This is a genomic window from Gemmobacter megaterium (assembly GCF_900156815.1).
Taxonomy (GTDB): Bacteria; Pseudomonadota; Alphaproteobacteria; order Rhodobacterales; family Rhodobacteraceae; genus Wagnerdoeblera; species Wagnerdoeblera megaterium.
The window spans coordinates 1-25,778 of record NZ_FTOT01000004.1; the positions used below are offsets into that span (position 1 = coordinate 1).

21 protein-coding genes and 1 pseudogene are annotated in these 25,778 nt (G+C 65.8%); 7 read left to right on the forward strand and 15 right to left on the reverse strand.

The annotated features are described in order from the left end of the window. Positions 1 to 41 precede the first annotated feature (41 nt). The 7 genes and pseudogenes from BW970_RS10645 to BW970_RS10675 form a co-directional block, all read right to left on the reverse strand. A pseudogene (locus BW970_RS10645) lies at positions 42 to 996 on the reverse strand (IS3 family transposase); the annotation flags it as partial. Between the two features lie 170 nt (positions 997 to 1,166). After that, positions 1,167 to 1,799 carry a L,D-transpeptidase gene (locus tag BW970_RS10650; RefSeq protein ID WP_200799291.1) on the reverse strand — a complete coding sequence of 211 codons (633 nt, stop codon included), beginning with the start codon at positions 1,797 to 1,799 and terminating at the stop codon, positions 1,167 to 1,169. 86 nt (positions 1,800 to 1,885) lie between these two features. Beyond that, positions 1,886 to 2,725, reverse strand: a complete 840-nt coding sequence (gene kynA / locus BW970_RS10655; RefSeq protein ID WP_076531140.1) for a tryptophan 2,3-dioxygenase — start codon at positions 2,723 to 2,725, stop codon at positions 1,886 to 1,888. 249 nt (positions 2,726 to 2,974) lie between these two features. After that, positions 2,975 to 4,171, reverse strand: a complete 1,197-nt coding sequence (gene kynU, locus BW970_RS10660; RefSeq protein WP_076531142.1) for a kynureninase — start codon at positions 4,169 to 4,171, stop codon at positions 2,975 to 2,977. A 118-nt stretch (positions 4,172 to 4,289) separates the two neighbouring features. Further along, on the reverse strand, positions 4,290 to 4,934 hold the full coding sequence (gene pdeM, locus BW970_RS10665) for a ligase-associated DNA damage response endonuclease PdeM (RefSeq protein WP_076531678.1): 645 nt from the start codon (positions 4,932 to 4,934) through the stop codon (positions 4,290 to 4,292). Positions 4,935 to 5,080: 146 nt separating this feature from the next. Next, positions 5,081 to 7,495 (reverse strand): ligase-associated DNA damage response DEXH box helicase, encoded by a 2,415-nt coding sequence (locus BW970_RS10670; RefSeq protein WP_076531144.1) that lies wholly within the window; start codon positions 7,493 to 7,495, stop codon positions 5,081 to 5,083. Between the two features lie 97 nt (positions 7,496 to 7,592). Further along, positions 7,593 to 8,108 carry a DinB family protein gene (locus BW970_RS10675; RefSeq protein WP_229740501.1) on the reverse strand — a complete coding sequence of 172 codons (516 nt, stop codon included), beginning with the start codon at positions 8,106 to 8,108 and terminating at the stop codon, positions 7,593 to 7,595. A 299-nt stretch (positions 8,109 to 8,407) separates the two neighbouring features. Here BW970_RS10675 and BW970_RS10680 point away from each other — a divergent pair, with 299 nt between their 5' ends. Then, complete coding sequence (locus tag BW970_RS10680; RefSeq protein ID WP_076531146.1) at positions 8,408 to 9,457, forward strand: ABC transporter substrate-binding protein; 1,050 nt, start codon at positions 8,408 to 8,410, stop codon at positions 9,455 to 9,457. Positions 9,458 to 9,585: 128 nt separating this feature from the next. Here the strand turns inward: BW970_RS10680 and BW970_RS10685 are convergent, their stop codons facing one another. Continuing rightward, positions 9,586 to 11,400, reverse strand: a complete 1,815-nt coding sequence (locus tag BW970_RS10685) for an aminopeptidase P family protein (protein ID WP_076531148.1) — start codon at positions 11,398 to 11,400, stop codon at positions 9,586 to 9,588. Between the two features lie 94 nt (positions 11,401 to 11,494). Here BW970_RS10685 and BW970_RS10690 point away from each other — a divergent pair, with 94 nt between their 5' ends. After that, a complete protein-coding gene (locus BW970_RS10690) occupies positions 11,495 to 11,896 on the forward strand; it encodes a tellurite resistance TerB family protein (RefSeq protein WP_076531150.1) in 402 nt (133 codons plus the stop codon). 205 nt (positions 11,897 to 12,101) lie between these two features. On the opposite strand, the gene cobT is transcribed toward BW970_RS10690, so the two are convergent. Further along, a complete protein-coding gene (gene cobT, locus BW970_RS10695; RefSeq protein WP_076531152.1) occupies positions 12,102 to 13,985 on the reverse strand; it encodes a cobaltochelatase subunit CobT in 1,884 nt (627 codons plus the stop codon). A gap of 195 nt (positions 13,986 to 14,180) precedes the next feature. Here cobT and BW970_RS10700 point away from each other — a divergent pair, with 195 nt between their 5' ends. Then, on the forward strand, positions 14,181 to 14,765 hold the full coding sequence (locus tag BW970_RS10700) for an NADPH-dependent FMN reductase (protein WP_076531154.1): 585 nt from the start codon (positions 14,181 to 14,183) through the stop codon (positions 14,763 to 14,765). Between the two features lie 51 nt (positions 14,766 to 14,816). Here the strand turns inward: BW970_RS10700 and BW970_RS10705 are convergent, their stop codons facing one another. Continuing rightward, positions 14,817 to 15,203 carry a hypothetical protein gene (locus BW970_RS10705; protein WP_144038936.1) on the reverse strand — a complete coding sequence of 129 codons (387 nt, stop codon included), beginning with the start codon at positions 15,201 to 15,203 and terminating at the stop codon, positions 14,817 to 14,819. A gap of 366 nt (positions 15,204 to 15,569) precedes the next feature. Between BW970_RS10705 and BW970_RS10710 the strand changes: the two genes are divergently transcribed. Beyond that, positions 15,570 to 16,856: an OpgC family protein gene (locus BW970_RS10710; protein ID WP_076531681.1), complete on the forward strand. Its 1,287-nt coding sequence runs from the start codon at positions 15,570 to 15,572 to the stop codon at positions 16,854 to 16,856. Between the two features lie 61 nt (positions 16,857 to 16,917). On the opposite strand, the gene cobS is transcribed toward BW970_RS10710, so the two are convergent. The 5 genes from cobS to BW970_RS10735 all read right to left on the reverse strand — a co-directional run bounded on the left by cobS (position 16,918) and on the right by BW970_RS10735 (position 21,993). Then, positions 16,918 to 17,904: a cobaltochelatase subunit CobS gene (cobS, locus tag BW970_RS10715; RefSeq protein ID WP_076531158.1), complete on the reverse strand. Its 987-nt coding sequence runs from the start codon at positions 17,902 to 17,904 to the stop codon at positions 16,918 to 16,920. A 180-nt stretch (positions 17,905 to 18,084) separates the two neighbouring features. After that, the gene (gene pssA, locus BW970_RS10720) at positions 18,085 to 18,801 is read right to left on the reverse strand and encodes a CDP-diacylglycerol--serine O-phosphatidyltransferase (protein ID WP_076531160.1); all 717 of its coding nucleotides are present in this window, start codon (positions 18,799 to 18,801) and stop codon (positions 18,085 to 18,087) included. A gap of 3 nt (positions 18,802 to 18,804) precedes the next feature. Beyond that, positions 18,805 to 19,506 (reverse strand): phosphatidylserine decarboxylase, encoded by a 702-nt coding sequence (locus BW970_RS10725; protein WP_076531162.1) that lies wholly within the window; start codon positions 19,504 to 19,506, stop codon positions 18,805 to 18,807. A gap of 29 nt (positions 19,507 to 19,535) precedes the next feature. Continuing rightward, complete coding sequence (locus BW970_RS10730; RefSeq protein ID WP_076531164.1) at positions 19,536 to 20,945, reverse strand: DNA ligase-like domain-containing protein; 1,410 nt, start codon at positions 20,943 to 20,945, stop codon at positions 19,536 to 19,538. Positions 20,946 to 21,033: 88 nt separating this feature from the next. After that, positions 21,034 to 21,993 carry a ligase-associated DNA damage response exonuclease gene (locus BW970_RS10735; protein WP_076531166.1) on the reverse strand — a complete coding sequence of 320 codons (960 nt, stop codon included), beginning with the start codon at positions 21,991 to 21,993 and terminating at the stop codon, positions 21,034 to 21,036. 402 nt (positions 21,994 to 22,395) lie between these two features. Between BW970_RS10735 and BW970_RS10740 the strand changes: the two genes are divergently transcribed. The 3 genes from BW970_RS10740 (at position 22,396) to BW970_RS10750 (ending at position 25,701) form a co-directional block, all read left to right on the forward strand. Beyond that, positions 22,396 to 23,787: a circularly permuted type 2 ATP-grasp protein gene (locus BW970_RS10740; RefSeq protein ID WP_076531168.1), complete on the forward strand. Its 1,392-nt coding sequence runs from the start codon at positions 22,396 to 22,398 to the stop codon at positions 23,785 to 23,787. A 148-nt stretch (positions 23,788 to 23,935) separates the two neighbouring features. Then, positions 23,936 to 24,889, forward strand: a complete 954-nt coding sequence (locus BW970_RS10745; RefSeq protein WP_076531170.1) for an alpha-E domain-containing protein — start codon at positions 23,936 to 23,938, stop codon at positions 24,887 to 24,889. Further along, positions 24,886 to 25,701 carry a transglutaminase family protein gene (locus tag BW970_RS10750; protein WP_076531172.1) on the forward strand — a complete coding sequence of 272 codons (816 nt, stop codon included), beginning with the start codon at positions 24,886 to 24,888 and terminating at the stop codon, positions 25,699 to 25,701. Before BW970_RS10745 ends, BW970_RS10750 begins: the two co-directional genes overlap by 4 nt. The last annotated feature ends 77 nt before the right edge of the window (positions 25,702 to 25,778 follow it).

A 25,778-nucleotide genomic window follows, 5' to 3' on the forward strand; every position in this document is an offset into this window, starting at 1 on the left:
GTCCTGTAGGTCGGGGGTGTAGGTCTGCTCATGTATCCCAGCTACCACGCTGGATTCATGAGATGAATCCCACACGGGATTTGTGCAACAGAGCCGGCGGGTGTGATACCGCCGGTGCCCATGTTCGGGCGGTCGTTGTTGTAAGTCCATAGCCATTGCGTGGCGAAGTCCTGAGCCTCCTCGATGGTTTCGATGATGTATTGATCGAGCCACTCCTGCCGGACGGTGCGGTTGTAGCGTTCGATGTAGGCGTTCTGCTGCGGCTGTCCGGGTTGGATGTGCTGGATCGTGATGCCGCGTTTCTCGGCCCAGATCAGCAGCTTGCCACTGATGTATTCCGGGCCGTTGTCGACCCGAATGGTGCCAGGCTTGCCGCGCCATTCGATGATCCTGTCGAGGCTCCGGATCACCCGTTCGGCAGGTAGCGAGAAGTCGACCTCGATGCCCAGCCCTTCGCGGTTAAAGTCATCAAGCATGTTCAGCAGCCGAAACTGGCGGCCATCCCCCAGGCGATCAGCCATGAAGTCCATGGACCATGTCATGTTCGGAGCCTCAGGCACCGTCAGGACATCGGGCTTCTCGCGCTTCAGCCGCTTGCGGGGTTTGATGCGCAGGTTCAGTTCAAGGGCACAGTAGATGCGGTAAACCCGTTTGTGGTTCCACGGATGCCCCTTCACGTTGCGCAGGTGCAGGAAACACAGGCCAAAGCCCCAAGTTTTGCGGGCATCGGTCAGCCCGACAAGCAGATCGGCAATCTCCTCGTTCTCGTCCTTCAGCTTCGGGCTGTAGCGATAGCAGGTCTCGCTGACCCCAAAGGCCCTGCAGGCCAGCGCAATGCTGACACCTCGTCGCGCCACCGCTTTCTCGGCCATCTCGCGGCGTTGAGATGGCCGATCTATTTTTTCCGAGGGCTTCCTTAAGCAGATCCGCCTGCATGCTCAGGTCGGCATACATCCGCTTCAGGCGCCGGTTCTCCTCTTCCATGGCCTTCACCCTCCCCCGTTCCATGTGGTGATCCGAAAGGGGCCTCGGGCGCTTCTCTGCTCACGGGTGAACGCGCGCAGGTCTTGCCTGGGATCAACCTGCCTGCTGCAAGACATGGCCGGGGCTCGACAAGATGACCCTGACCCGCTCTGCCGCCCCGGCACAAGGAACCTGCGCTGAACCTATCGGACAATCACCTTCGCCCCCGGCGACACCCGATCATACAGATCCAGCACATCCTGCTGGATCATGCGGAAACACCCCGATGACGCGTTGCTGCCGATGGATTGCCACTGCGGCGTTCCGTGGATGCGAAAGCCGGTGTCGTGGCCGTCCTTGTACAGATAGATCGCCCGTGCACCCAGCGGATTGCTCGGCCCGCCGGGCTGGCCCTCGCGCCAGCGCTCCAGCTCTGGCTGGCGCGTGATCATCTCGGGCGGCGGCGTCCAGGTGGGCCAGTGGGCCTTGCGCGCCACCACCGTTTCGCCCGACCAGCCAAAGCCCTCGCGCCCCACGCCGATACCATAGCGCAGCGCGGTGCGCTTGTCCTGGATCAGATAGAGATGCCGGGTCTGGGTATCGACCAGGATGGTTCCCGGCGCTTCGTCCTTCAGCGGGTTGGGCACCAGAGTGCGCTGATAGGCCAGCGGCACCTTGCTGGCATCCACCGCAGGAATGGCATGGGCGCCATCCTTGGCCGCCACATAGGCGACCGGCCTTGGTTCCTCTTTCACCTCGACGAAGGTGCCGGTCTCTGGATCAAAGGTACAGGCGGCCAGAATCGCCAGCGCAAGGGCCGCAAGGAGGGGGCGCATCATCAGGCTCCGGTTGTTCGCACAACATGAAGTCTAGGCCCGAGCCCGCAGAACTCAAACGAAATTCCGGGCGCCCCCGCTACGCCCTACAAAGTGGTGCGCAGATGCCAAAGCTCGGGGAACAGCTCCACCTCCAGCATCCGGCGCAGATACTGCACCCCGGCCGTGCCGCCCGTGCCACGCTTGAACCCGATCACCCGTTCGACGGTGGTGACATGGTTGAACCGCCAGCGGCGGAAATAATCCTCGAAATCGACCAGTTTCTCGGCCAGTTCATAGGCTTCCCAATAGGCTTTGGGGTCGCGGTAAACGGCCTCCCACACCGCCTGGACCCCGTCATGCGGGGTCCAGTGGCTGCGCAGATCGCGGTTCAGCACATCCTGTGGCACGGGCAGACCCGACCGGGCCAGAAAGCGCAATGCCTCGTCATAAAGGCTTGGCCGGGCCAGTTCGGCCTCCAGCAGGGCGACCAGTTCGGGCCGGTGCGCATGGGGGCGGATCATCGCCAGATTGCGGTTGCCCACAGCGAATTCGATCAGCCGGTACTGGTGCGATTGAAAGCCCGACGATTGCCCGAGACCCTCGCGAAAGGTGGTGTAATCGCTGGGGGTCATGGTGCGCAGCACATCCCAGGCGCTGTTGAGTTGCTCGAAGATCCGCGCAATGCGGGCAAGCATCTTGAACGCCTCGCGCGCGCGATCTGCGGCAATCGCTGTGCGCGCCGCGTCCAGTTCGTGCAATGCAAGACGCATCCACAACTCGCTGGTCTGATGCTGGATGATGAACAGCATCTCGTCATGCGCGCCGGTCAGCAGGCGCTGGCTGTCGAGAAGCCGGTCGATCTGAAGATAGTCGCCATAAGAAAGGCGGCCATCAAAGGACATCTGCGCGCCTTCGCGGGCAGGATCATAGGGGGTTTTGGTCATGTCGGAATTCCTGTGGCTGCAAGTGGCTGTCAGACGGCAACCACATCCCTCCGACACAGGATGGACACCGACCCGAGGCGCCGCCACAGACAGGCCCACCCCGACGGCCGGCACAGCGGAGGCAGGCGCGGGCCCATTCGCTCTGCCCCGGATATCCCTGCCAGCGGCAACCGGCACACCTGCCTGCATTGGCGGGCAACCCAGATGCCTCTGGCAAGGGGATATGTATCAGAGCGCGGCATGGAGTGTTCAGGTCACCTTGGCACGTGTACGATATTCGGGGCGATCCCACAGGCGGTGGTCCATGACATCCTTCAGGATCGCCACCGCAGCCTGCACATCCCCTTCGTCGATGTAAAGCGGCGTCAGGCCGAAGCGCAGAATATCGGGGGCACGGAAATCGCCGATGACGCCGCGGGCAATCAGCGCCTGCATGATGGCGTAGCCCTCGGGGTGACGGAAGCTGGCCTGCGAACCGCGCATGACATGATCGCGCGGTGTGACCAGCGTCAGTTCCGGGCAGGCCGCCTCGACCCCGGCAATAAAGGCATCTGTCAGATGCAAGGAGCGGGCGCGCAGGTCGGCCAAGGTAACGTCTGCCCAGACATCCAGCGCCGCATCCAGCGCCACCAGTTGCAGGATGGGCGGCGTGCCGACGCGCATCCGCTCGATCCCGCGACCGGGGCGATAGTCGAGATCGAAGGCAAAGGGCGATTCATGGCCCAGCCAGCCCGACAGGGCCGGACGCACCGTTTCGGCATGACGCGGCGCGACATAGATGAAGGCCGGACCGCCAGGGCCGGAGTTCAGGTATTTGTAGGTGCACCCCACCGCGAAATCGACATCGCAGTCGGCCAGCGCGCAATCCAGCGCACCTGCCGAATGCGCCAGATCCCACACCGCCAGCGCGCCCATCTGATGCGCGCGCGCGGTAATCGCCTTCATGTCGTGGCGCCGCCCGGTGCGATAGTCCACTTCGGTGATCATCGTCACCGCCACCGTCTCGTCGATGGCGTCCAGCACATCCTCCGGTGCGACCGTGCGCAGGGTGTAGCCCTGCCCCAGGGTGCGCACCAGCCCATCGGCCATGTACAGATCCGACGGGAAGTTCCCGGTATCCGACAGGATCACACGCCGCGACGGATTGAGTTCCAGTGCCGAGGCCAGCGCCTGATAGACCTTGATCGACAGGGTATCGCCCATCACCACGGTGCCGGGCGCCACACCGATCAGCCGCGCGATCCGGTCGCCGACGCGGGCGGGCATCTCCATCCAGCCAGCCTTGTTCCAGCCGGTGATCAGCATCTGGCCCCATTCGTCAGTCACCGCGCGCCCCAGGCGTTCGGCCACCCCTTTCGGCAGGGGGCCCAACGAATTGCCATCCAGGTAGATCACGCCTTTCGGCAGGTCGAACATCGCCTTGGTGGCGGCAAAATCGGTGGTCATGGAACTCTCCCTCATTCAGGTGCGATCAAAGCGCAATCCGATAGAAATTTCAAGCTTAAACGAAATTCGGGCACCCGCGCTGCTTGCCCGTCATTGTCTACAGCCAGCCCCGGCCACATCAACGCGGCATCGGCACAGCCCGCGCCCGCGTTCCTGTCAGCACGGCCAGCGCATCGGCGCCCATCAAGTCCGACAGCGGCGGCTGTCGGCAATCAAGCCCGCCGGTAAAGGCCCCGAAGGCGGGCAGGATCACCCGGTCGGCATCGACAAGAAAGCAGGGTCGCGCCACACCGGCAACACGGGCCTTGGGATGGAAATGCCCCGAAATCTCGCCCCGCTCCTGGGCAATGTGGCGAAACGACAAGGCCCGATGCTGCCACCGTGACACCAGGCTCCCGCCCAGTGCGACAGGCCCCGGATCATGGTTTCCGGCGATCCACAACCAGACACGCCCCGCCATCAGCCGCGCCAGCCAGGCGGCATCGGCCTCCAGCAGCCGCGCCTCGGCCTCGGGGTCGTCGAAACTGTCGCCCAATGCGATCACAACAGCCGGATCCAGCAGGGAAATCTCGGCATCGAGCCGCGCAAGGGTCTCGCGCATTTCATAGGGGGGCAACAGGCCGCCGCCGCGCAAGGCCATACGCTGCGCCTTGCCGAAATGCAGGTCTCCCACGATCAGCGTGCGCTCGGTCGCCCACCACAACACACCCGAGGCCCGCGCCTCCAGCCGCTCGCCGTGAAATGTGAAACCGTATCCGCTCATGCCCAGCCCCGACCCCTCTGCATCCCACCAGATCGCCCGCCGCCGTGCAAGCCCCGCGCAGCCTTGCACCCTGATGCGGGATCCTCCGGCGGGGGGATGCGCACCCACGCGCGCGCCAGGGGCAGAACACCCCCGGACCTGGCCGCTCATCCCTCCAGTTGGCCAAGGCCCGCGCGCTGCATCAACTGGCCTGCCGCCCGGTCCAGCAGGATCTCGCGCGCGGCCCCATGGATGGGAATGCGCCCCGGCTCCAGCATCAGCGGTGCGGCAAGTGGGGTCAGCATCTCCAGATGAACATGGTCAATGCGCCGCTCGACACGTTCCAGCATCGCCTCGATCCGGCCGAAATCCACCAGCCCGCGTGCCGCCTCGTCCCGCGTGATCCGCAACAGCAGGTGGTCCGGGTCGTGGCGCCGCAGCGTGTCATACAGGATATCGGACGAAAAGGTGGCCTGCCTGCCCGATTTGCGCTGCCCTGCGCGCGACTGTTCGATCAGTCCCGCCACGATAGCCACCGAGCGGAAGGTCCGCTTCATCACCGCATTTCCGGCAAGCCAGCCCTCCAGCCCCTCGCGCAGCCGTTGCGGGTCCAGCAGCGGGCAGATGTCGGGCACCGGCTCCAGCCCCCAGATCAGCGTGGCGTAATCGGTGGCGACAAAGCCCAGCGGGTTCAGCCCTTCGGCCTCCATCCGGTTGGTCAGCAACAACCCCAGCGTCTGCTGCGCATTGCGCCCGGCAAAGCCATAGATCACCGTTTGCGCCCGCCCGTCCCACGGGAAACTCTCGACCAACAGCCGCCCCGGTTCCGGTAGCCGCGACCGTTCGCGCTGCAAGGCCAGCCAGCGCGCGGTGTGAACCGGCACCCCCGGCCAGCCGGGCCGCTGAAACAGCGCCAGCATCCGGTCGCACAGCAGGGTCGAGGTGGCGAATTTGGTTCCGTTGAACACGGCCACCTTGGGCGCGCGCCCCGGATTGCGCGTGACCTCGACCGTCAGCTCGCGCAGCCCCTCGTACCGCACCACCTCGCCCCCCATCAGAAAGGTATCGCCGGGGGTCAGGGTGGCCGCGAACCCCTCTTCAATTTCGCCCAGCGGCACGCCGCCCCGGCCGCGCAGGCGCACCTTCAGCGTCTCGGTGTCGATGATGGTGCCGATGTTCTGCCGGATCACGGCAGCCGAACGCGGATCGCGCAAGCGCCACAGGCCATCGCGCAGCATCAGGCGCTGCCAGCGGTCATAGGCCCGCAAGGCATAGCCCCCCGTCGCGGCATAGTCGAGACAGGCATCGAAATCGGCGCGGCTCAGCCCCGCATAGGGGCCCGCCCCCGTGACTTCGACATAAAGATCATCCGCCGCGAACGGCGCGGAACAGGCCGCGATCAGGATTTGCTGACACAGCACATCCAGCGGGCCGGGGCCCCGCGGATCGCCATCCAGATCTCGGGCGCGCACCGCCTCCAGTGCGGCCACACATTCGACGACCTCGAAGCGGTTCGCGGGCACCAGCCGGGCCTTTGACGGCGCATTGTAGCGGTGGTTGGCCCGTCCGATCCGCTGGACCAGCCGCTTGACGTTCTTTGGCGCGCCGATCTGGATCACCAGATCCACATCGCCCCAGTCGATCCCAAGATCCAGCGTGCCGGTACAAACCACCGCCCGCAACTGCCCTGCCGCCAGCGCCGCCTCGACCCGCTGGCGCTGCTCGCGCGCAAGGGCGCCATGGTGGATGCCGATGGGCAGGCCGTCGGTATTCTCCATCCACAGGGCCTGAAAGAACAGCTCGGCCTGCGCCCGCGTGTTGTGAAAGATCAGCGTGATGCGGTGCTGCGCGATCTGGTGCAGCACATCGGGCACCGCATGGCGCCCGCCGCCGCCCGACCAGGGCGGAGGGGTCGCGGTCTCCAGCATGGCGATGTCCGGCTCCGGCCCCGGATCGGCGCGCACGATGGCACAGCCCTGACCGCCCGCTGCCAGAAACCGCGCCAGCGCGTCGGGATCCTCGACCGTGGCCGACAGGCCCACGCGGCGCAGCCCCGGTTCCATCCGCTGCAACCGCGCCAATGCCAGCATCAACTGATCGCCGCGCCGACTTTCGGCCAGGGCATGGGCCTCGTCGATCACCACCCGGCGCAGGCCCGCGAAGATGCGTGGCGCATCCTCGTAGGACAGCAGCAGGCTCAGGCTTTCGGGCGTCGTCAACAGGATATGCGGCGGATCGGCCCGCTGACGCCGACGGACAGCGGCCGATGTATCGCCGGTCCGGTCCTCGATCCGGATCGCCAGCCCTGCCCCCTCGACCGGCGCACGCAGGTTGCGCGCGATATCGGCTGTCAGCGCCTTGAGCGGCGAGACATAAAGCGTATGCAATCCCGGCGCGGGCGCGGCGCCCAGTTCGGCCAGGGTCGGCAGAAAGCCCGCCAATGTCTTGCCACCGCCGGTCGGGGCGATCAGCAAGGTTGCAGCCTCGCCAGCACGTGCAAGCATCTCGGCCTGATGCGGATGCAGCGCCCAGCCGCGCCCTGACAGCCAGCGCCGCAAGGGGTCGGGCAAGGTCTCCTGCATGTCCACTGTGTTACACCTGTGTCCGGTCGGGTTGTTCGGGATCGTCCAGCAAGGGTCCGGCGCCCGTCTGGCCATGGCATGTGGCGCCAACCGCGCCCTACATCCAGTCCGCCTCGTCAGGCATGACGAACAGGTCGGTATCCTCGGTCCTGGCTCCTGCCATGGTCAACATGGCATGGACCTGCCCACGATGATGGGCCTGATGGTTGAAGAAATGCATGACGCAAAGCGCCATTGGCCGCGTGACGCTGCGCCCGGCCAGCCCGGAATGCCAGAACAGATCGCCCTGCAACTCCGCCTCTGTCAGCCGGTCAGCCCATCCGATGATCCTGGCATCCGTCGCCTGCCGTTCGCGCCGCCAATCCTCCCACACTCCATGGGCATCGGCGCTGCTAGCCAGCCCCCCGACCGGACGGGCGCCGCCATCGAAACGGCTCATCCACATCAGGTCGCCCCACAGCAGATGCGACAGCGTTCCCGAGATCGAGCCCCAGAACGCCCCGCGCGGCTTGCGCCGGGCCGATGGCTCCAACCCCTCGGCGGCCTGAAGAATGCAGCGGTTCTGCCAACGATTGTAGCGTGCCATGGTCACGCAATATGCGGGAGTGATCACCGTCCCCGACCTTTTTGCAACAATCCGAATGCCCGTAGTGACGGCCTACCCGGCAAAACACTGGCGCCGGTTGCCCCAAGTTGTCCACGACCTGCGGCACGCTGACAAGCCCCAACCCATAGGACGCACCATGGCGACGAGGCAAGCCGCAACCTGCCCTGAATCACGCCCTGTGCCACTATGGCGCGCGGAAAAGCGCCGAACGGCATGAAGTTGCGCGCCAGGCAACGGAAACGCTTGAGACCGCAGCAGGGCTATTCTACGGTTCGGTATTCCCACTCTCCAACCATGGACCTGACATGATCCGCAAGCCTGCCCTTCTGGCCTCTGTGACCGCGTTTGCCCTTGCCACCCCGGTCATGGCCGCAGATCCGCAACTGACCGTCTTCGACTGGGCCGGGTTCGAGGTCGATGGCCTGTTCGCCGACTATGTCGCCAAACATGGCACCCCCCCCACCTTCGCGCTGTTCGGTGACGATGACGAGGCGTTCCAGAAGGTGGCGTCCGGCTTCAAGGTCGATGCCGTGCACCCCTGTTCGCAGATGGTGTCGAAATACCGCGATGCCGGGCTGATCGAACCTTGGGATGAATCGCGGCTGACCGCGCTGGCCGACATCGACCCCGAATTCCTGGACTCGCCGGTGTTCAAGGACGATGCGGGACTGTGGTTCTTGCCCAGCTACTGGGGCGCCACGGCCGTGGCCTACAACACCGATCAGGTTCCGGCGGAAGATGTCGCCTCGCTCCAGGTCTTTGTGAACCCGAAATACCAGGGCCGCACCTCGATGCCCGACAGCTCGGACGATGTCTGGGCGCTGGCCTATCTGGCCACCGGCGTAACCGACTGGACCGCAGTCACCGAAGAACAATATGCCGCCGCCGCCGCCTGGCTGCGCGAGGCGCATCAGAATGTCTATGCCTATTGGGCGGATCCGTCGGAACAGACCCAGCAAATGGCCTCGGGCGCCGTTCTGGTGTCATGGTCGTGGAACGATGGCGTCGCACTCTTGCAGGCCGAAAACTACCCCGTCGGTTTCCAGCGCGAGGCAACCGAGGGATCGTCCACCTTTGTCTGCGGCTTTGTGAACATGAAGGACGGCCCCGGTTCCGAAGACAAGCTCTATGATTTCATGAACTCGTGGCTGCGCCCCGATGCCGCTGTCGCCCTGATGGACGAACTTGGCTACGGCCACAGCAATCTGAAGGGCATGGCCCTGAAATCCGAAGAAGATCTGGAGATCGCGGGCTTGGGTCATGTCGATGCCCCGACCCTGCCCCAGGTGCCCAACAACCCGCAACTGCGCGAGCGTCAACTGGCGGAGTTCGAAAAGATCAAAGCTGGCTTCTAAGCGCCGGCAAACGAACGGAGAACGGCCGGGCCCTTGCCCGGCCGTTCGCTTTCTGCGCTGTCGCAGCGGGGGTTTTCCACCCCCGCACCCCCGGAGGGTATTTCCGGCAAGATGAAAGCCGCCGCAAGTCAGATCGGGGCGCAGGCGCTGGTCAGCCAGGCACGGGTATCGGCGGTGCACTGCGGGCCGATTTCGGCCAGCACCCTGGCGTGATACGCATTCAGCCAGTCCCGCTCGCCCGGTGAAAGCCGGTCTGCCAGAATCAGGGTCCGGTCGATTGGGGCGAGTGTGAGCGTCTCGAATTCCAGCATGGACCGGGCGGTGTCGCCCTCGGGCAGCGCGCCTGCCGGCTGAACCACGACAAGGTTCTCGATGCGTATTCCGTAGTGGCCTTCGCGGTAATAGCCCGGCTCGTTCGACAGGATCATGCCCGGCTCCAGCGGCACCTCCGAGACCCGCGACAGGCGCTGCGGACCTTCGTGGACCGACAGGAAGGCGCCAACCCCGTGACCTGTGCCATGGTCGTAGTCGCGCCCCTGAAGCCATAGGTTGTACCGCGCCAGCGCATCCAGATCGCGTCCGGCAAGGCCCTTGGGCCAGCGCGCGCGGCAGATGGCAATCATGCCCTGCAACACGGCTGTAAAGGCGGTTGCCGCCCCCTTGGGCGGGGCACCGATGGCCACAGTGCGCGTTATATCCGTGGTGCCGTCACGGTACTGGCCGCCGCTGTCGACCAGCAACAGGCTGCCCGGCTCCAGCGCGCGATCGGTCGCCTCGGTCACGCGGTAATGAACGATTGCCCCGTTCGGCCCTGCCCCGCAGATGGTTTCGAAACTGAGGTCGTGCAACTGATTGGTTGCCCGGCGAAATGCCTCGAGCGCCTTGACGACGCCAATCTCGGTCTGCCGGGCGCCGGTGCTGACCGCCGCCGCCTGGGCATCCAGCCAGCACAGGAACTCTGCCATCGCCACGCCGTCGCGCAGATGCGCCGCGCGGCTTGCCGCAATCTCGGCGGGGGCTTTGCAGGCTTTGGGCAGACGACAGGGATCGTCGCCCCATACCACCTCCACGCCTGCCTCGCGCAATTCGGAGGAGACGGCCAGCGGAGCCGAACTGCGATCCACCCGCACGGGGCCTTGCAGACTGCGAAGACCAGGGACAAAGGCAACTGTCGGTCGCAGCGTGACATGATCGCCCAGCGCGGCCCGTGCCTCTGGCCCGAACTTTTCCGGATCGGCAAAGACAGTGACGCGGCCATCATCATGCAGGATGGCAAAGGCTTGCACGACCGGGTTCCGGGGCACATCCGCACCCCGGATGTTCAGCAGCCAGCAGATCGAATCGGGCAGGGTCAGCACTGCGGCGCGATGACCTGCCGCGCGCAGCACGGCGCCAAGACGGGCACGCTTGCTGGCCGAACTTTCCCCGGCAAGATGATCGGGATGGGGCCAGACCTGCCCCTGCGGCGGATCGGGCCGGTCAGGCCACACGGTATCGAGCAGGTTGCGCATCGGGCGCAGCGTCACGGGATGTCCGGCCAGCGCCGTCTCGATCCGCGCCATCTCGTCGGCAGTGTGAAGCCAGGGATCAAAACCCACCACGCCGCTGGCAAGATTGGCGCGCAGCCAGGGACCAGCCTGGGTTTCGGGCCAGGGCACCGGGGTGAACTCGGGCGCCACCTGCGCGCGCACCTGCAAACGGTATCGCCCGTCGATGAACACCCCTGCAAGCGCCGTCAACGCGATGCAGAAACCCGCCGATCCGGTAAAGCCCGTCAGCCAGGCCAGCCGTTCGTCACAGGCGGCCACATATTCCCCCTGAAACGCATCCGCGCGCGGCACCAGAAACCCCTGCACCCCGTCCGCACGCATGGCCGCGCGCAAGGCCGCCAGCCGGGGCGGACCCTGATCAGGCGTGGTGGTGGCGGTGAAGGACTGCAACATGTCGAACCCCCTGCAACACGAAATCCGGTGCAGGGTTGCACCCCCTGCCGTCCTGCGCAATGGTCTGCGGAGCAAGACGGCAAGAGGACAGCCCATGCTCACCAGGTTGCTGGATCGCCTGCGTGGCGTCCCGCCGGATCGCCCCCTGCCGCAAGCAGATGCCCGGCACCTGCTGGGCACATTGATGATCCGGGTCGCGCAGGCAGACGCGACCTTGAGGGTCGAGGAACTGCGCGAAATGGACCGGCTGCTGGGCGCGATGTTCGGCCTTGGTCCGGTCGAGGCCGCACGCCTGCGGGCCGAGAGCGAGCGACTGGCGCAGACTCTGCCGGCAACGGCCGAACTCGGCCCGATGTTGCGCGCCGCCCTGCCGCCCGCACACCGCGCGGACCTGCGTGCCGCCCTGCGGCGGGTGGCCGAAGCCGACGGCGACTGGGATCCGCGCGAGGCGCAAGTGATCGAGGCGGTGTCCACCCTGCTCCACCCCCGGCCCTGATCCTGCGACCTCCCACCGGGCGGACGTTTCCGTCAGGAACATGATCCTGAAGATGCGGGAAAAGCGGCCCCCAAGCGCCTCTCGGCGCCAGCTTTCATCTTGCCCCAAATACCCCCGCCGGAGGCACGTCGCGCGACACGCGCGACGCCATGCCCAAAGGGAGCGCCCTGCCCTGGCAGGGTGAACGACCTGCGGGAGTGTCCGCCTATCGCCAGCCGGCAGCCTTGGACATGCCCAGCACACGGGCACGTTTGCGCGGGTCGGTATCGAACAGGCTGGCCAGTTGTTCGGTCATCGCACCTGCCAGTTGCTCGACATCCGTGATCGTCACGGCGCGCTCGTAATAGCGGGTCACGTCGTGGCCGATCCCGATGGCGATCAACTCCACCTGCTTGCGTTTTTCCACCATGGCGATCACATCGCGCAGGTGTTTCTCCAGATAGCTCGCCGGGTTGACCGACAGCGTGCTGTCATCAACCGGGGCACCGTCCGAGATCACCATCAGGATCTTGCGCTGTTCCCGTCGCGCCGTGACCCTGCGATGCGCCCATTCCAGCGCCTCGCCGTCGATGTTTTCCTTCAGCAGGCCCTCCTTCATCATCAGGCCCAGATTGTCGCGCGTCCGCCGCCAGGGGGCATCGGCGGATTTATAGATGATATGGCGCAGGTCGTTCAGACGGCCCGGCTGTTGCGGGCGCCCGTCGGCCAGCCATTTTTCCCGGCTTTGTCCGCCCTTCCAGGCGCGGGTGGTGAAACCGAGGATCTCGACCTTGACGGCGCAGCGCTCCAGCGTGCGGGCCAGCACATCAGCGCAGATCGCCGCGATGGAGATCGGGCGGCCGCGCATGGAGCCGGAATTGTCCAGCAGCAGCGTCACCACGGTATCGCGGAACTCGGTGTCCTTTTCCCATTTGAACGACAGCGGCGTCGTCGGGTTGGCGACCACGCGGGCCAGACGGCCCGCATCGAGGATGCCTTCCTCCAGATCGAACAGCCAGCTCCGGTTCTGCTGGGCCTGCAAGCGGCGCTGCAACTTGTTGGCCAGGCGGCTGACGGCGCCTTTCAGCGGCTCCAGTTGCTGATCCAGATAGGCGCGCAGGCGCTCCAGCTCGGCAGGCTCCGCCAGATCCTCTGCGCGGATTTCCTCGTCGAACTGGGTCAGATAGGCACGGTAATTCGGATCGGCATCCGACAGCGCGGGCGGCGGAGGTGGTTCGGGGGGGGCATCGGGGGCCGGGTTGTCGGCCTCTTCCATATCGTCAAGATCTTCGGAGTCTTCTGTCGAGACCTGGGCCTGCGCGGCATCCTGCTGTTCGTCCTGGCTGCGCTCGGGGTCGGCATCGCCCTCGTCGTCCTGCTGATCGTCTTCGGACCCGGCGCTGTCGGGATCGTCGTCCTCTTCGCCCTGCTCTTCCGATTCGTCCTGATTGTCGTTCTGGTCGGGGTCGTCGCCCAACTGATCGCCATATCCCAGATCGGCAATCACCTGCCGGGCAAGCCGGGCGAATGCGGCCTGATCGGCCAGCACATCGCCCAGATTTTCCAGCGTGCCGCCGGCCTGCGCCTCGATGAAGCCGCGCCACAGATCCATCACGTTCTGCGCCCCGCGCGGCAGGGGGCGGCCAGTGGCCAGATGGCGCACCAGATAGCCCGCAGCCACCGCCAGCGGCGCATCCGACGCCTGGGTGATCTGGCCATAGCCCTTGCGATCGGCCTCGTGCGCGATCTTGGCATCAATGTTGACGGCCGTTCCCGGCATCACACGGGCGCCCACCGCCTCGCAGCGGGCAGTTTCCATCGCCTCATAGATGTCGCGGGCCAGTTGGCCGGTCGGGGCATAGCGCCCGGCTGTGCCGTCGTCATGGTACTTGTGGCGCAGCGCAAAGGCATCCGCCGTGCCGCGGGCCAGCAAAACCTCGTCACGGGTCATGCGGCGCGACACCTGCGGCAGGCGCATCGTGTCCTTGGTCATCCCGGCCGGATCGACCGAATAGGTCACCGTCAGGTCGGGATCATCCGCCATGGTCCGCGTGGCCTCGGCCAAGGCTTTCTTGAAGGGATCTGCGGGGTTGTCGACGGGCTTGTTCATGGCCCGAACATACACCCGGCAGAGCCAAGCGCAAGAATGCGTATGCAGCACCGCAAGAGGAGAATGGCGCCCGGTTCCGTGCGCAGATGCACAGCGGCTTGACACTTGCGCAGAATTGATCGCGGGCCATCGACGCGCCACCTCTGGCACCAGACGCAGCACCCCTGCGACGCAGCATCCAAAAGGAAATTCACGATGTCCAAACCCAAGATTGCCGTCATCATCGGATCGACCCGCCCCACCCGTTTCGGCGAGATTCCCGCCAAATGGATCCTCGACCAGGCCAACGCACGTGGCGACATGGACGCCGAAATCGTGGACCTGCGCGATTTTGACCTGCCGCTGTTCGATGAAGCAGCGTCGAATCTATGGGCGCCGTCAAAAAACGAAAAGGCCGTCGCCTGGCAAAAGAAGATCGGCGAGTTCGACGGCTACATCTTCATCGTGGCGGAATACAATCACTCGATCACCGGCGCGCTCAAGAATGCGCTGGACCAGGCCTATGTCGAATGGAACCAAAAGGCGTTCGGCATCGTCGGCTATGGCGGTGTGGGCGGCGCGCGCGCGGCGGAACATCTGCGCGGTATCGGGATCGAATTGCAAATGGCCTCGACCCGGTCGGCGGTTCACATCGCCGGTGGCGATTTCATGAAGGTGCATCCGGGCTTTGGCGGCTCGGGCAATCTGGGCGACATCGAGGGCAGCATTGGCGGCAGCGCCAAGGCGATGCTGGATGAGCTGATCTGGTGGACCAAAGCGACCAAAGCCGCGCGCGGCTGAGTGGGTCTTTGTGTGCGAGTGATCGGGGGCGGGCGACCGCCCCTTTTTCTGTCACGACAGTCCAAGAAGTGATGTACAGGCGCGCTCCAGCCGCCTTGCCTGATCGGATGCCGCCGCATTGGCGCCGAATGTTGCAGCGGACAACAACGCGGCATGGGCGGCCTTGGTCTCGATCCGCAACATCATGGCCGCCTGCGCAGCCGGACGGTCCTGCGCGACCGCCGCAAGCAGTTCCAGCACCTGGCGGCGCAGGCCATCGGTGCGATCCGATGCCGCCGGGTCCATCAGCCATTGATGCTCCATCAGGGCAGACAATCGCCCCGCACAGGAGGCAAAGCGATACAGCGCGCCCTCTGGATCGGGCCTGCTCTGACCGACGGCCATTGCAGGCGTCAGAACCAGACAGAGCAGCATGGTCGCCATTCGCAAACTGCGCATGATTGCATCATGCACCCCGATTGACCGCCAATCAAATGAACTTCGGCAAAATTGCGTGCCGCATCTGCGCGCCGGGGAGCGGGGCTTCGGCGGCTAGGCAACGCAGGCGGCACCGCACGACCATCGCGAGGAGGCAGCCATTCGCATGGCACCGCACGAGTCGGGCGGCGCGGGCCATCCTGCGATCACATCGCCGTTACACCATGACCAGGGATGGAACCCGGCATCAACCGGCAGGCGGGCGCCTATGCCGTTGCAAGGAACAGGCGGCATTCCGTCGCGCGCGCGCCTGACCGCGTTCGGCGCATGACAGGGGCAGCCACCGGGGCTATGTACAATGCCCCGTGCATCCACATCGGAAAACTGATGTCAGATCAACCGTTTGCCCGTTCCACCCCAAGAGACCACCGGATCGACCTGATCCGGGGCGTCGCGCTGACGATGATCTTCATCAACCACGTGCCCGGCAATATGTTCGAGCGGGTGACAAGCCGGAATTTCGGCTTTTCGGACGCAGCCGAAGCCTTTGTCCTGCTGGCCGGGATCTCTGCCGCGCTGGCCTATGGGCGGGGCTTCTCGGACGGGGTCGTCTGGCGGGCGGCGCTGCGGCCCTGGGGGCGGGCATGGTCGCTCTATCAGGTGCATCTGATGCTGTCGCTGGCCGTTCTTGCCCTGGTGGCGGGATTGATGCGGTTCGGCGGCAACCCGGCGCTGATGCTGGGCGACAACTTCGACGCGCTGTTGCGCGACCCGTTGGGGGTGTTCGTCGGACTGCCGCTGATGCTGCACCAATTCGGATATGTGAACATCCTGCCGCTCTATGTGCTGCTGTTGCTGGCAACCCCAGCCGCCCTGTGGCTGGGGATACGGCGGCCGATGGGGCTGCTGGCCGGGTCTGTCGGGCTGTGGCTGCTGGCAGGCACCGCGCGGGTGAACCTGACCACCTATCCGGGGCTGAACGGCTGGTTTCTGAACCCGCTGTCATGGCAGTTGATCTTTGTGGTGGGTCTGCTGATCGGTCTGCGGCTGAAAGCGGGCCAACGGCTGGTGCCGGTGCACCCGAAACTGGTGGCGCTGGCGGCAGGCTATCTTGGTGTTTCGCTGGTCTGGGTCAGCGTGCCGCAGGTGGCGCATGGCGGGCGGGCCTTGCTGGGCGCGCTCGCGGATCTGGGCGTGCCCCGGCTGTTCGTGCAGTTCGACAAGGGCTATGTGGAATTGCCCCGCCTGCTGCATGTGCTGTCGCTGGCCTATCTGGCCAGCGCCTGGCCCGCCTTGCGCACCGCCGCCACGGCACCCGGTTTGCGGCTCCTGGCCGTGATGGGGCGGCAGGCGTTGCCGGTTTTCGCCTTTGGCACCATGCTGTCCTTTGTGGCACGCATCCTGCGGCTGATGCTGGACGAAGCGGGATACCCCGCCGGGCTGACGCTGGACGCAAGCATCATTCTGGGTGGCATCGCGCTACAGATCGGACTGGCGCTGCTGTGCGAGGCGGCAAAGTCCCGCAAACCGCAAGAGAGCCCCCTGCCCGACGCCATGCCGGCCACGGGCGCCACCCTCGCGCCCCCCGGTACGATCCGGCCGATCCCGCCGAAAACGGCCGCAGCGATGCGCGCCTTGCCGCGCGCCCGTCAGGATCACCCGCAGCCCGCCTGATCCGAAAACACCAAGGGCGCCCGAGGGGCGCCCTTGCATCCTTCCGACAGGATCGGCCGCGCTATTTCATCGCCTGGCTCGCTGCCGATTCCGGCAGCTCTTCGCCAAAGCAGCGCTGATAGAATTCCGCCACAGTCTGGCGTTCCAGCTCGTCGCATTTGTTCAGGAACGACAGACGGAACGCATAGCCGACATTGCGGAAGATCTCGGCATTCTGGGCCCAGTTCAGCACCGTCCGTGGCGACATCACCGTGGACAGGTTGCCATTCATAAAGGCCGTGCGGGTCAGGTCGGCCACCGTGACCATCTGATTGATGGTCTTGCGGCCCTTCTCGTTGTTGTAATGCGGGTTCTTGGCCAGCACGATGGCCGCCTCGGCATCATGCGACAGATAGTTCAGCGTGGCCACCAGCGACCAGCGGTCCATCTGGGCCTGGTTGATCTGTTGGGTGCCGTGATACAGGCCGGTCGTATCGCCCAGACCCACGGTGTTCGCCGTGGCGAACAGGCGGAAGGACGGATGCGGGGTGATGATCTCGTTCTGATCCAGCAGGGTCAGCTTGCCGTCATGTTCCAGCACGCGCTGGATGACGAACATCACGTCGGCTCGCCCGGCGTCGTATTCGTCGAACACGATGGCAACGGGGTTGCGCAGCGCCCAGGGCAGGATCCCCTCGTGGAATTTCGTGACCTGCTTGCCGTCTTCAAGCTTGATGGCATCCTTGCCGATCAGGTCGATCCGGCTGATGTGGCTGTCAAGGTTGACACGCACACAAGGCCAGTTCAGCCGTGCCGCCACCTGCTCGATATGGGTGGATTTGCCGGTGCCGTGATAGCCCTGGATCATCACGCGACGGTTGTAGGCAAAGCCTGCAAGGATGGCCAGGGTCGTGTCCGGGTCGAATTTGTAGGTCGGGTCGATCGCGGGAACGCGATCCGTGCGATCCTCGAAGGCCTTGACCTTCATGTCGGTATCGATTCCGAAAACTTCGCGTACCGAGATTTCCTCGGTCGGTTTCATACCCGTATTCGCCATGCCTTCCGCCATCCGTTCCGCTTGGCACCCGTCTGGCACCACAGGGGTTGTGGAACATATATCTGGCGGGGGTGCAAGGGGAACGGCGGCGGGAATGCGCAAACCGGGGAAAGGGTTTGTCTGCCCCGGCTGCGCGACAGAGGCGCGCAGTCCTTGGCGGGGATCTCGGATCAGCGCGACAGGCGCCGCATGTCAGAAGCGGCGGTGGCGCACCGCCTGCCACAGGACGACCGCCAGATAGGCAAGGCCCAGCACGAACATCAGCAGCCAGAACCGGCTGAGGATCAGCCCGACCATCAGGGCGGCGCCGACCAGCACATAGACCGCCTTGTCGCGCGGCACCCGCAGGCCCTTGGCCGAAGGGGTAGGGATGCGGCTGACCATAAGCACGCCGATCATGCCCAGCCACAGCGCCACCAGCAGCGGCACGTCAGCCAGATCGACGATCCCGGCAAAGGTGGCAAAGACCGGCATCAGCGCAAGCCCCGCCCCTGCCGGAGCGGGAACCCCGACGAAATGGCCCGGCGCGTCCGGGCTGGCCCGCATCACGTTGAACCGCGCAAGACGCAGGCAGCAACAGATCGCATACACCAGCGCAAAGACCCAGCCGAGCCCCGGATCCTGCGTCATCCCAAAGCGAAAGACGACAATGGCCGGGGCCACACCAAAGCAAACGAAATCCGACAGCGAGTCGAGTTCGGCCCCGATCTGGCTGGTGGCCCGCAGGCGCCGGGCGATCAGACCGTCCAGCCCGTCGATCAGCGCGGCAAAGACGATCAGCCCGGTCGCCACCGCGAACCGCCCGTCAAAGGAATAGCGGATGGCCGTCAGCCCGGCGCAAAGCCCGATGATGGTGACAAGGTTCGGCACCAGATGCAGGAACGGAAGGGATTCGCGCCGGTTGTCCATGGCTCAGATCATCCGCGCGCGGCGCGCGACGGGGCCTGCTGCCAGATCGGCCAGCACCGTTTCACCGGCCACCGCCTTTTGCCCCACCGCGACCAGCGGGGCGACACCATCGGGCAGATACACATCGACGCGCGAGCCGAACCGGATCAGGCCAAAGCGCTCTCCGGTGTCGAGCGCCTGCCCCGGCTGGACCCAGCACAGGATGCGGCGGGCGACGAGTCCGGCAATCTGGACCATGCCCACCTCGCGCCCGTCGGGCAGCGTCAGCAGCAGGCCATTGCGCTCGTTGTCCAAAGACGCCTTGTCGAGCGAGGCGTTGAGGAACTTGCCCTCGACATAGGCCACTTTCGTGACTGTCCCGCCAATGGGCGCGCGGTTCACATGGCAGTCGAAGACATCCATGAACACCGAGATGCGGGTCAGCTCTGCCGCCTGCATTCCCAGTTCCGGCGGTGTCGCCACCCGTTCGATCATCTGGACGACGCCATCGGCCGGGCTGACGACCAGCCCGTCCTGCTGCGGGACCGCGCGGATCGGGTCGCGGAAAAAGGCGAGGCACCAGATTGTCAGGATCACACCCACCCAGCCCAGCGGTTCCCAGATCAGGAACAGCGCCAGGGTGACGGCTGCGAAAATGGCGACGAACTTGCGCCCCTCGGGATGAAGGCGGACCTTCAGTCGGGCAAATGCAGAGCCTCCGGCCATGCTGTCTCCTGTGTCATGGGTAGGGCTGTCTAGCGGTCTTGGCCGCGCGGATCAAGCGCCGGGTCGGTCAGGCTGTCCAGCCTGGCAACCTGATCGGGGGAATGATCCGGCAGATAGGCCAGGATCCGCGGCGCACGCAGCCAAAGCCCCGCCTTGCGGCGCGGTGCCGGGTCCACCGCCTCGAACCCCAGCCGGTAGAGGCGCCGGGGCGGCACCTCGCGGACCGGACCGAAACGCGCGGTTGCATGGCGGCGGATCCAGGTGCCCAGATCGTCCAGATCTTCGCGCGACAGACCGTCGATGGTCCGGGCGACCGGCACCAAGGCCGTGCCAGAGCGCACGGCGAAGGTCAGCCCCGCGATGTCCCGGCCGCCGGACCCCAGTTCGGCATGGACCAGCACCGCATCGGTTTCGCGCGGATGCGGCGCCCAGTCATGCCAGGGGCAGTCCGGGCCGGCATCCTGACGACGCAGCCACAGGCCCTCCCGCCGACGGATCAACTCAAGCGCGGCCCAGTCCGTCGCGGGCACGGCGGGCGCAAGGCCGATCGGCCCGCCGCAACCCTCCGCCAGCAAGGCCCGGCGCTGCGCGAAACCAAGGGCCGCCACGGGTTGGCCCCGCCATTCCAGCAGATCCAGCGCCCACAGGACACCGGGCTGCGGCTCTACCGCCTCGATCACGGTGCCGATTGCCAGATCCTGCAAGACCGATGCAAGGTCGGGCCTGGTCCCGGTCAGCAACCTGCCATCTTCGGCCCAGACCTGCGCCGGGCCGGTCCGGCGCAGCACTTGCAGGCGCGGCTGGTCCATGCGGGGAAAGGCGGCCCAGTCCGCAACCGGACCAGCGGGCCCCGTGAACGGGCGCAGTGTGGCAAAGGGCCGGGCGATCTGTTCCGGGGCGACCGCAGCGATCAGCGCGGCAAGCCCCATCTCTGGCCTCCAGGTCTCCAGCTTCAGCACGATTGCCCCCGCAATGCCCCCGCTGATCTCTGCCAGTGCCTGGCCAATCTGCGGCGCAGGCAGGGTCAGGCGCAGCGTGCCGGTCAACAGGCGGATCGCGGCCAGCCGGACCGTAACCGGCAAGACCTCAAGCCGCGCGAGGATCTCATCGGGCTCCAGGCCGCGACACTGCCCGAGCAGATCCTGCGGCGCGACCTCCTCGGGGGTCGGGGCGTCGGGCAACAGATGGGCAATCGTTTCGGCCACGCTGCCGGCAGCGGCCCGGCTTGCCTCGAACAGCCAGTCGGGGATCCCCTCGGCACGACAGGCGGCCTGACGCAGGGCGGCGAGCGTCACGGCGGGCCGGGGGCGCTGGCCAGATACCCAGGACAGCACATGCGCCGCCTCGACAGGCGATGCCGACCGCAGATAGGCGCCCAGCGCGGGAACCGCAGGGGCGCCGGTCGTCAACGCCTCGATCAGGGCGGCAAACGCCCTCATGGCCTGCGCACGGGGGCACGGGTCGTCCCGGCACGTCGACCGGCCAGACGCGTGATCCGATGGGTGCAAGGGGGGACGGCGGCCTGTGTCATGCCCGCCCCGCAGCGGATGTCAGCGGCGCCGCATCAAGGCCCTGTTCGCAAAGCCAGCGGGCAAAGGCGTCTTCATAGCCATGCGTCACCAGCACGCGGCTGGCGCCGGTGGCCCGGATGGCGGCGTTCAGTCCCGGCCAGTCGGCATGATCCGACAATACGAAACCTTGGCCCGCGCCGCGCCGCGTGCCACGCAGCGCCATCCAGCCCGAAGCCATCGCGCTGCGGGTCCGGGCCGGAAGCCCGGCCTGCGGCGCCGCAATCAGCAGGGCGCCCGATGGCAGCGCCGCACCATCCCACACAGATGCCGCCGGCAGGGAGTAGCCGACAGAGGCCAACGCCGTGGTGGCCGCAGCCGCAGCCGGGTGCAACAGAACTGGCCCTGGCCCGGTTCCGGCCAGCAGATGCAGCAACCGTTGGGCCTTGCCCAGTGAATAGGCGGCAATCGCGGCCCCCTGCCCTGCGGCCGCAGCGGACTGCCACCAGCCCCGGATCTGATCGGCAACCAGCGCCTGCGGCGACCAGCGGAACACCGGCAGCCCAAAGGTGCATTCTGTGACGAACCCATGGCAGGCCACCGGCTCGAACGGTTCGGCAAGGCCGTCCTCCTCGGTCTTGTAGTCGCCAGAGACCACCCAGATCTCGCCCCCCACCTCGATCCGCACCTGTGCTGCGCCGGGCAGATGGCCGGAGGGATGGAAACTGACCTCGGCCCCCGCGACGCGCAATCGTTGGCCAAAGGGCAATTCCTGCACGGTGACACGGCCCAGCCGCTGACGCAGCATCACCGCCGTGCCGGGCGTCGCCAGATAGGCCCCTGCGCCGGGGCGTGCGTGATCGGCATGGGCATGGGTCACGACCGCCAGCGCCACCTTGCCGGACGGATCGACATGGAATCCCCCCGCCGGGCAGGCCAGACCTTTGGGATCGACGACAAGAACAGGATCGCGCGGCATGGGGCAAACTTAGGGCAGCGGGCACGAAAAGGGAACATCTCCTGTCGCACAGCGGCGCAAGCCATGGCGGCACAGCGCGACCCCGCGACCCGAGGCAGGGCGCAGTCGCGCCCCCACAGCCGCGCAGATCGGCACAGACCTCCGCCTGGCCGGGTGCAGGGCAACCCGGCAACCTGCCACTTTTTCACGCGACTGGCCCGCATAGTGCCCTTGAATGCCGATGGCATGGGCAGGTTCCGCCAGTCACCCCCCGTTCACACCCGGTACTTGCACAAAAAACAGGCAGACCCACCCACCTGACGCAACCGCCCCGATCAGGGGGCTTGTCCTTTCGCCGCCCGCAGTGATTGACTGGTGTTAACGAGTGCATCAGGGGGCATCGTGACAAGTTTTTTTAACGAAATGTTCCATTCGGGGCGGGTGCGCCCTCCCTATGCGAGACTTCAGGACTGGGTGGCGGCAATGCCCGCAGCCCTGCGCCAGATGAAACAGGCCGAGGCCGAGGAGTTGTTCCGGCGCATCGGAATCACCTTCGCGGTCTATGGCGAGGGGGGCGACCCGGACCGGCTGATCCCCTTTGACATGTTCCCGCGCGTCTTCACCAATCAGGAATGGACCCGGCTGGAACGCGGGATCAAGCAAAGGGCACGGGCGCTGAACGCCTTTCTGGCCGATGTCTACAGCCGGGGCGAGATCGTGCGGGCCGGGCGCATCCCGGCACGGCTGGTCTATTGCAACGAGGCCTATGAAAAGGCGGTGGCCGGGATCCGCCCGCCAAAGGACGTCTACAGCCATATCGTGGGCATTGATCTGGTGCGCACCGGACCGGATGATTTCTATGTGCTAGAGGACAACTGCCGCACGCCGTCGGGTGTGTCCTACATGCTGGAAAACCGCGAGATCATGATGCGGATGTTCCCCGACATCTTCCGGGAAAACCGCATCCAGCCTGTCGATGGCTACCCCGAGGCGCTGCGCCGCACGCTTGCCTCTGTGGCACCGCCGAAGTGCAATCACGAACCCAATGTGGTGATCCTGACACCGGGTCATTTCAACAGCGCCTACTACGAACACAGCTTTCTGGCCGATCTGATGGGCGTCGAACTGGTCGAGGGGCAGGATCTGTTCGTAGAGGGCGAATTCGTCTGGATGCGCACCACCGAAGGCCCCCGCAAGGTGGATGTGATCTATCGCCGGATCGACGACAGCTTTCTGGACCCGCTGTGCTTTCGCCCCGATTCCATGCTGGGCATTCCGGGGCTGATGGATGTGTACAGGTCGGGCGGCGTCAGCATCTGTTCGGCGCCGGGGGCAGGCGTGGCCGACGACAAGGCGGTCTATACCTATGTGCCCGAAATGGTGCGCTTCTATCTGGGCGAGGAACCGATCCTGCAAAATGTGCCGACCTGGCAATGCCAGAAATCGGACGAGCTGAAATATGTGCTGGAAAACCTGGGCGAACTGGTGGTCAAGGAGGTGCATGGCTCGGGTGGCTACGGGATGCTGGTGGGGCCGAAATCGACATCCGAACAGATCGAGGCGTTCCGCCACCGCATCATCGAAGACCCGGACAATTACATTGCGCAACCGACATTGGCGCTGTCGACCGTGCCGACCTTTGTCGAAGAGGGCGTGGCACCCCGCCATGTCGATCTGCGCCCCTATTGCCTGGTGGGCGAGCGGATCGAACTGGTGCCGGGCGGGCTGACACGGGTTGCGCTGCGCGACGGATCCTTGGTGGTGAACTCGTCGCAGGGTGGCGGGGTCAAGGATACATGGGTGCTGGCGGAATGATGCGGGCATCCGATGGACTGGCGCAGACGGCACCAAGGCCCCTGCGCCCCGCGCCGACAGTTTGCCGAACGGATGGGGCGCCGACGCACACCCCCGCCGGATCTGTGCCGTCAGATGAAAACGCCAGCCGTTGCCGGGAGGAATTGTCATGCTGAGCCGGACCGCCGACAACCTGCACTGGCTGGCGCGCTACATGGAGCGCGCCGAAACCGCGGCGCGGCTGCTGGAAGTGGGCGCGCGGATCGCCCTGTTGCCCAATGCCGGGCAAGGCTACCGCAACGAATGGGATGCGCTGCTGCACGCCGGGGGCAGTGCCGACGCCTTTGCCCGCAAATACGGCGAGGCCGTGCAGCGAAACATAGAAAGCCATCTGTTCTTTGACCGCGACAATGCCTCTTCGGTGGCTAGCTGCATCACGCGGGCAAGAGAGAACGGGCGGATCGTGCGGACGGCGCTGTCGGTGCAGGTCTGGGACGCGCTGAACACCGCCTTTCAGGAACTGCGTCAGTTGGAACGGACCCCGCGCAGCGACCTGTCGCTGTTCACCCTGACGGAATGGACGATGCGCCATGCGGCCATGGTGCGCGGCGCGATCGACGCCACGCTTCTGCGCAACGACGGGCATGATTTCCTGAACCTCGGGTTCTTTCTGGAACGCGCCGACAACACCGCGCGGCTGCTGGACGTCAAATACTATGTGCTGCTGCCAAGAGCCGATTTCGTGGGATCGGGGCTGGACAACTATCAATGGACCACGCTGTTGCGGGCCATGTCGTCGCACCGGGCCTTCCATTGGGCCTATGGCGGCGATGTGACGGCGGCCAAGATCGCGCATTTCCTGATCCTGAACAACCAGTGCCCCCGGTCGCTGATCACCTGTGTCGAGGGGCTGACACTGCATCTTGACCGGCTGGCAAAGCGCTATCATCGTTCGGGCGCCGCGCAGCAGGCGGCGCGCGGCATATTGGGGGAACTGGCCGAGATGAAGGTCGAGGATATTTTCGAGGAAGGAATGCACGAATTCCTGACCCGCTTCATCGGTGAAATCTCGGGGATCGGACGGACCATCCATGACGCCTATCTGAACGGGGATGTGCGATGAGGCTGGCCGTCGAACATGTGACGCTCTACCGCTATGACCAGCCGGTGCGCGCCGCGGTGCAAAGCCATAGGCTGCATCCTTCCAGCTTTGACGGCCAGCGGGTAGAGGATTGGCAGGTCACCGTATCTGGCGGGGTAAAGGGCGGCGGGTTCCGGGATGGCGCCGGCGACTGGATCCAGGGTTGGACGGTGGCGGGGCCCGTCTCTGAAATCACCGTGACCGTGACGGGCCTGGTCGAGACTCGCGACCTTACGGGCGTGCTGCGCGGACACCGCGAGCAGGTATCGCCCATGGCCTATCTGCGCGAAACCGGGCCAACCCGCGCCGATGCCGCGCTGGCCGCGCTGGCCCGGTCGGTCGAGGCGGACAGCTCTCTGGCGCTGGCTCATGGGCTGGCTGCCATCGTGGCGGAATCCATCGCCTATGCCCCCGGCAAAACCCATGCCCACACCACCGCCGCCGAGGCGCTGGCCATGGGCGAAGGCGTCTGCCAGGATCATGCCCATGCCCTGATCGCCTGTGCCCGCGACCGCGAGATGCCGGGGCGGTATGTCTCGGGCTATCTGTTGGCGGATGCCGAGGGCAGACCACACGAGGCCGCCCACGCCTGGGCAGAACTGTGGGTGGACGGGCTGGGATGGGTCGGGTTCGATCCCGCGAACCGCTGTTGCCCCGATGAGCGGTATATCCGGCTTGGTTCCGGTTTCGACGCCCGTGACGCCGCGCCGATCCGCGGCATCGCCCGCAGCCCCGGCGAAGAACAGATGGATGTGCGGGTCGCGGTCCAATCGGTGCAGAACGCACAGCAATAGCGCCTTGGCACGGCAGCCACAGCCTGGCTATTTCTCTGGCAAGGCGCGGTGTGTGTGCCCTGCCCCGTTTCCGCGGT

What these genes read in the sequence shown, in the direction of transcription:
- BW970_RS10745 (WP_076531170.1), top strand. Translation starts at nt 23,936, where the DNA reads ATGCTGAGCCGGACCGCCGACAACCTGCACTGGCTGGCGCGCTACATG.
- BW970_RS10700 (WP_076531154.1), top strand. Translation starts at nt 14,181, where the DNA reads ATGTCCAAACCCAAGATTGCCGTCATCATCGGATCGACCCGCCCCACC.
- BW970_RS10710 (WP_076531681.1), top strand. Translation starts at nt 15,570, where the DNA reads ATGTCAGATCAACCGTTTGCCCGTTCCACCCCAAGAGACCACCGGATC.
- BW970_RS10670 (WP_076531144.1), bottom strand. Translation starts at nt 7,495, where the DNA reads ATGCAGGAGACCTTGCCCGACCCCTTGCGGCGCTGGCTGTCAGGGCGC.
- BW970_RS10750 (WP_076531172.1), top strand. Translation starts at nt 24,886, where the DNA reads ATGAGGCTGGCCGTCGAACATGTGACGCTCTACCGCTATGACCAGCCG.
- kynU (WP_076531142.1), bottom strand. Translation starts at nt 4,171, where the DNA reads ATGACCACCGATTTTGCCGCCACCAAGGCGATGTTCGACCTGCCGAAA.
- BW970_RS10680 (WP_076531146.1), top strand. Translation starts at nt 8,408, where the DNA reads ATGATCCGCAAGCCTGCCCTTCTGGCCTCTGTGACCGCGTTTGCCCTT.
- BW970_RS10685 (WP_076531148.1), bottom strand. Translation starts at nt 11,400, where the DNA reads ATGTTGCAGTCCTTCACCGCCACCACCACGCCTGATCAGGGTCCGCCC.
- cobT (WP_076531152.1), bottom strand. Translation starts at nt 13,985, where the DNA reads ATGAACAAGCCCGTCGACAACCCCGCAGATCCCTTCAAGAAAGCCTTG.
- pdeM (WP_076531678.1), bottom strand. Translation starts at nt 4,934, where the DNA reads ATGAGCGGATACGGTTTCACATTTCACGGCGAGCGGCTGGAGGCGCGG.
- BW970_RS10690 (WP_076531150.1), top strand. Translation starts at nt 11,495, where the DNA reads ATGCTCACCAGGTTGCTGGATCGCCTGCGTGGCGTCCCGCCGGATCGC.
- BW970_RS10730 (WP_076531164.1), bottom strand. Translation starts at nt 20,945, where the DNA reads ATGAGGGCGTTTGCCGCCCTGATCGAGGCGTTGACGACCGGCGCCCCT.
- BW970_RS10650 (WP_200799291.1), bottom strand. Translation starts at nt 1,799, where the DNA reads ATGCGCCCCCTCCTTGCGGCCCTTGCGCTGGCGATTCTGGCCGCCTGT.
- BW970_RS10705 (WP_144038936.1), bottom strand. Translation starts at nt 15,203, where the DNA reads ATGCGCAGTTTGCGAATGGCGACCATGCTGCTCTGTCTGGTTCTGACG.
- kynA (WP_076531140.1), bottom strand. Translation starts at nt 2,725, where the DNA reads ATGACCAAAACCCCCTATGATCCTGCCCGCGAAGGCGCGCAGATGTCC.
- BW970_RS10725 (WP_076531162.1), bottom strand. Translation starts at nt 19,506, where the DNA reads ATGGCCGGAGGCTCTGCATTTGCCCGACTGAAGGTCCGCCTTCATCCC.
- pssA (WP_076531160.1), bottom strand. Translation starts at nt 18,801, where the DNA reads ATGGACAACCGGCGCGAATCCCTTCCGTTCCTGCATCTGGTGCCGAAC.
- cobS (WP_076531158.1), bottom strand. Translation starts at nt 17,904, where the DNA reads ATGGCGGAAGGCATGGCGAATACGGGTATGAAACCGACCGAGGAAATC.
- BW970_RS10740 (WP_076531168.1), top strand. Translation starts at nt 22,396, where the DNA reads ATGTTCCATTCGGGGCGGGTGCGCCCTCCCTATGCGAGACTTCAGGAC.
- BW970_RS10735 (WP_076531166.1), bottom strand. Translation starts at nt 21,993, where the DNA reads ATGCCGCGCGATCCTGTTCTTGTCGTCGATCCCAAAGGTCTGGCCTGC.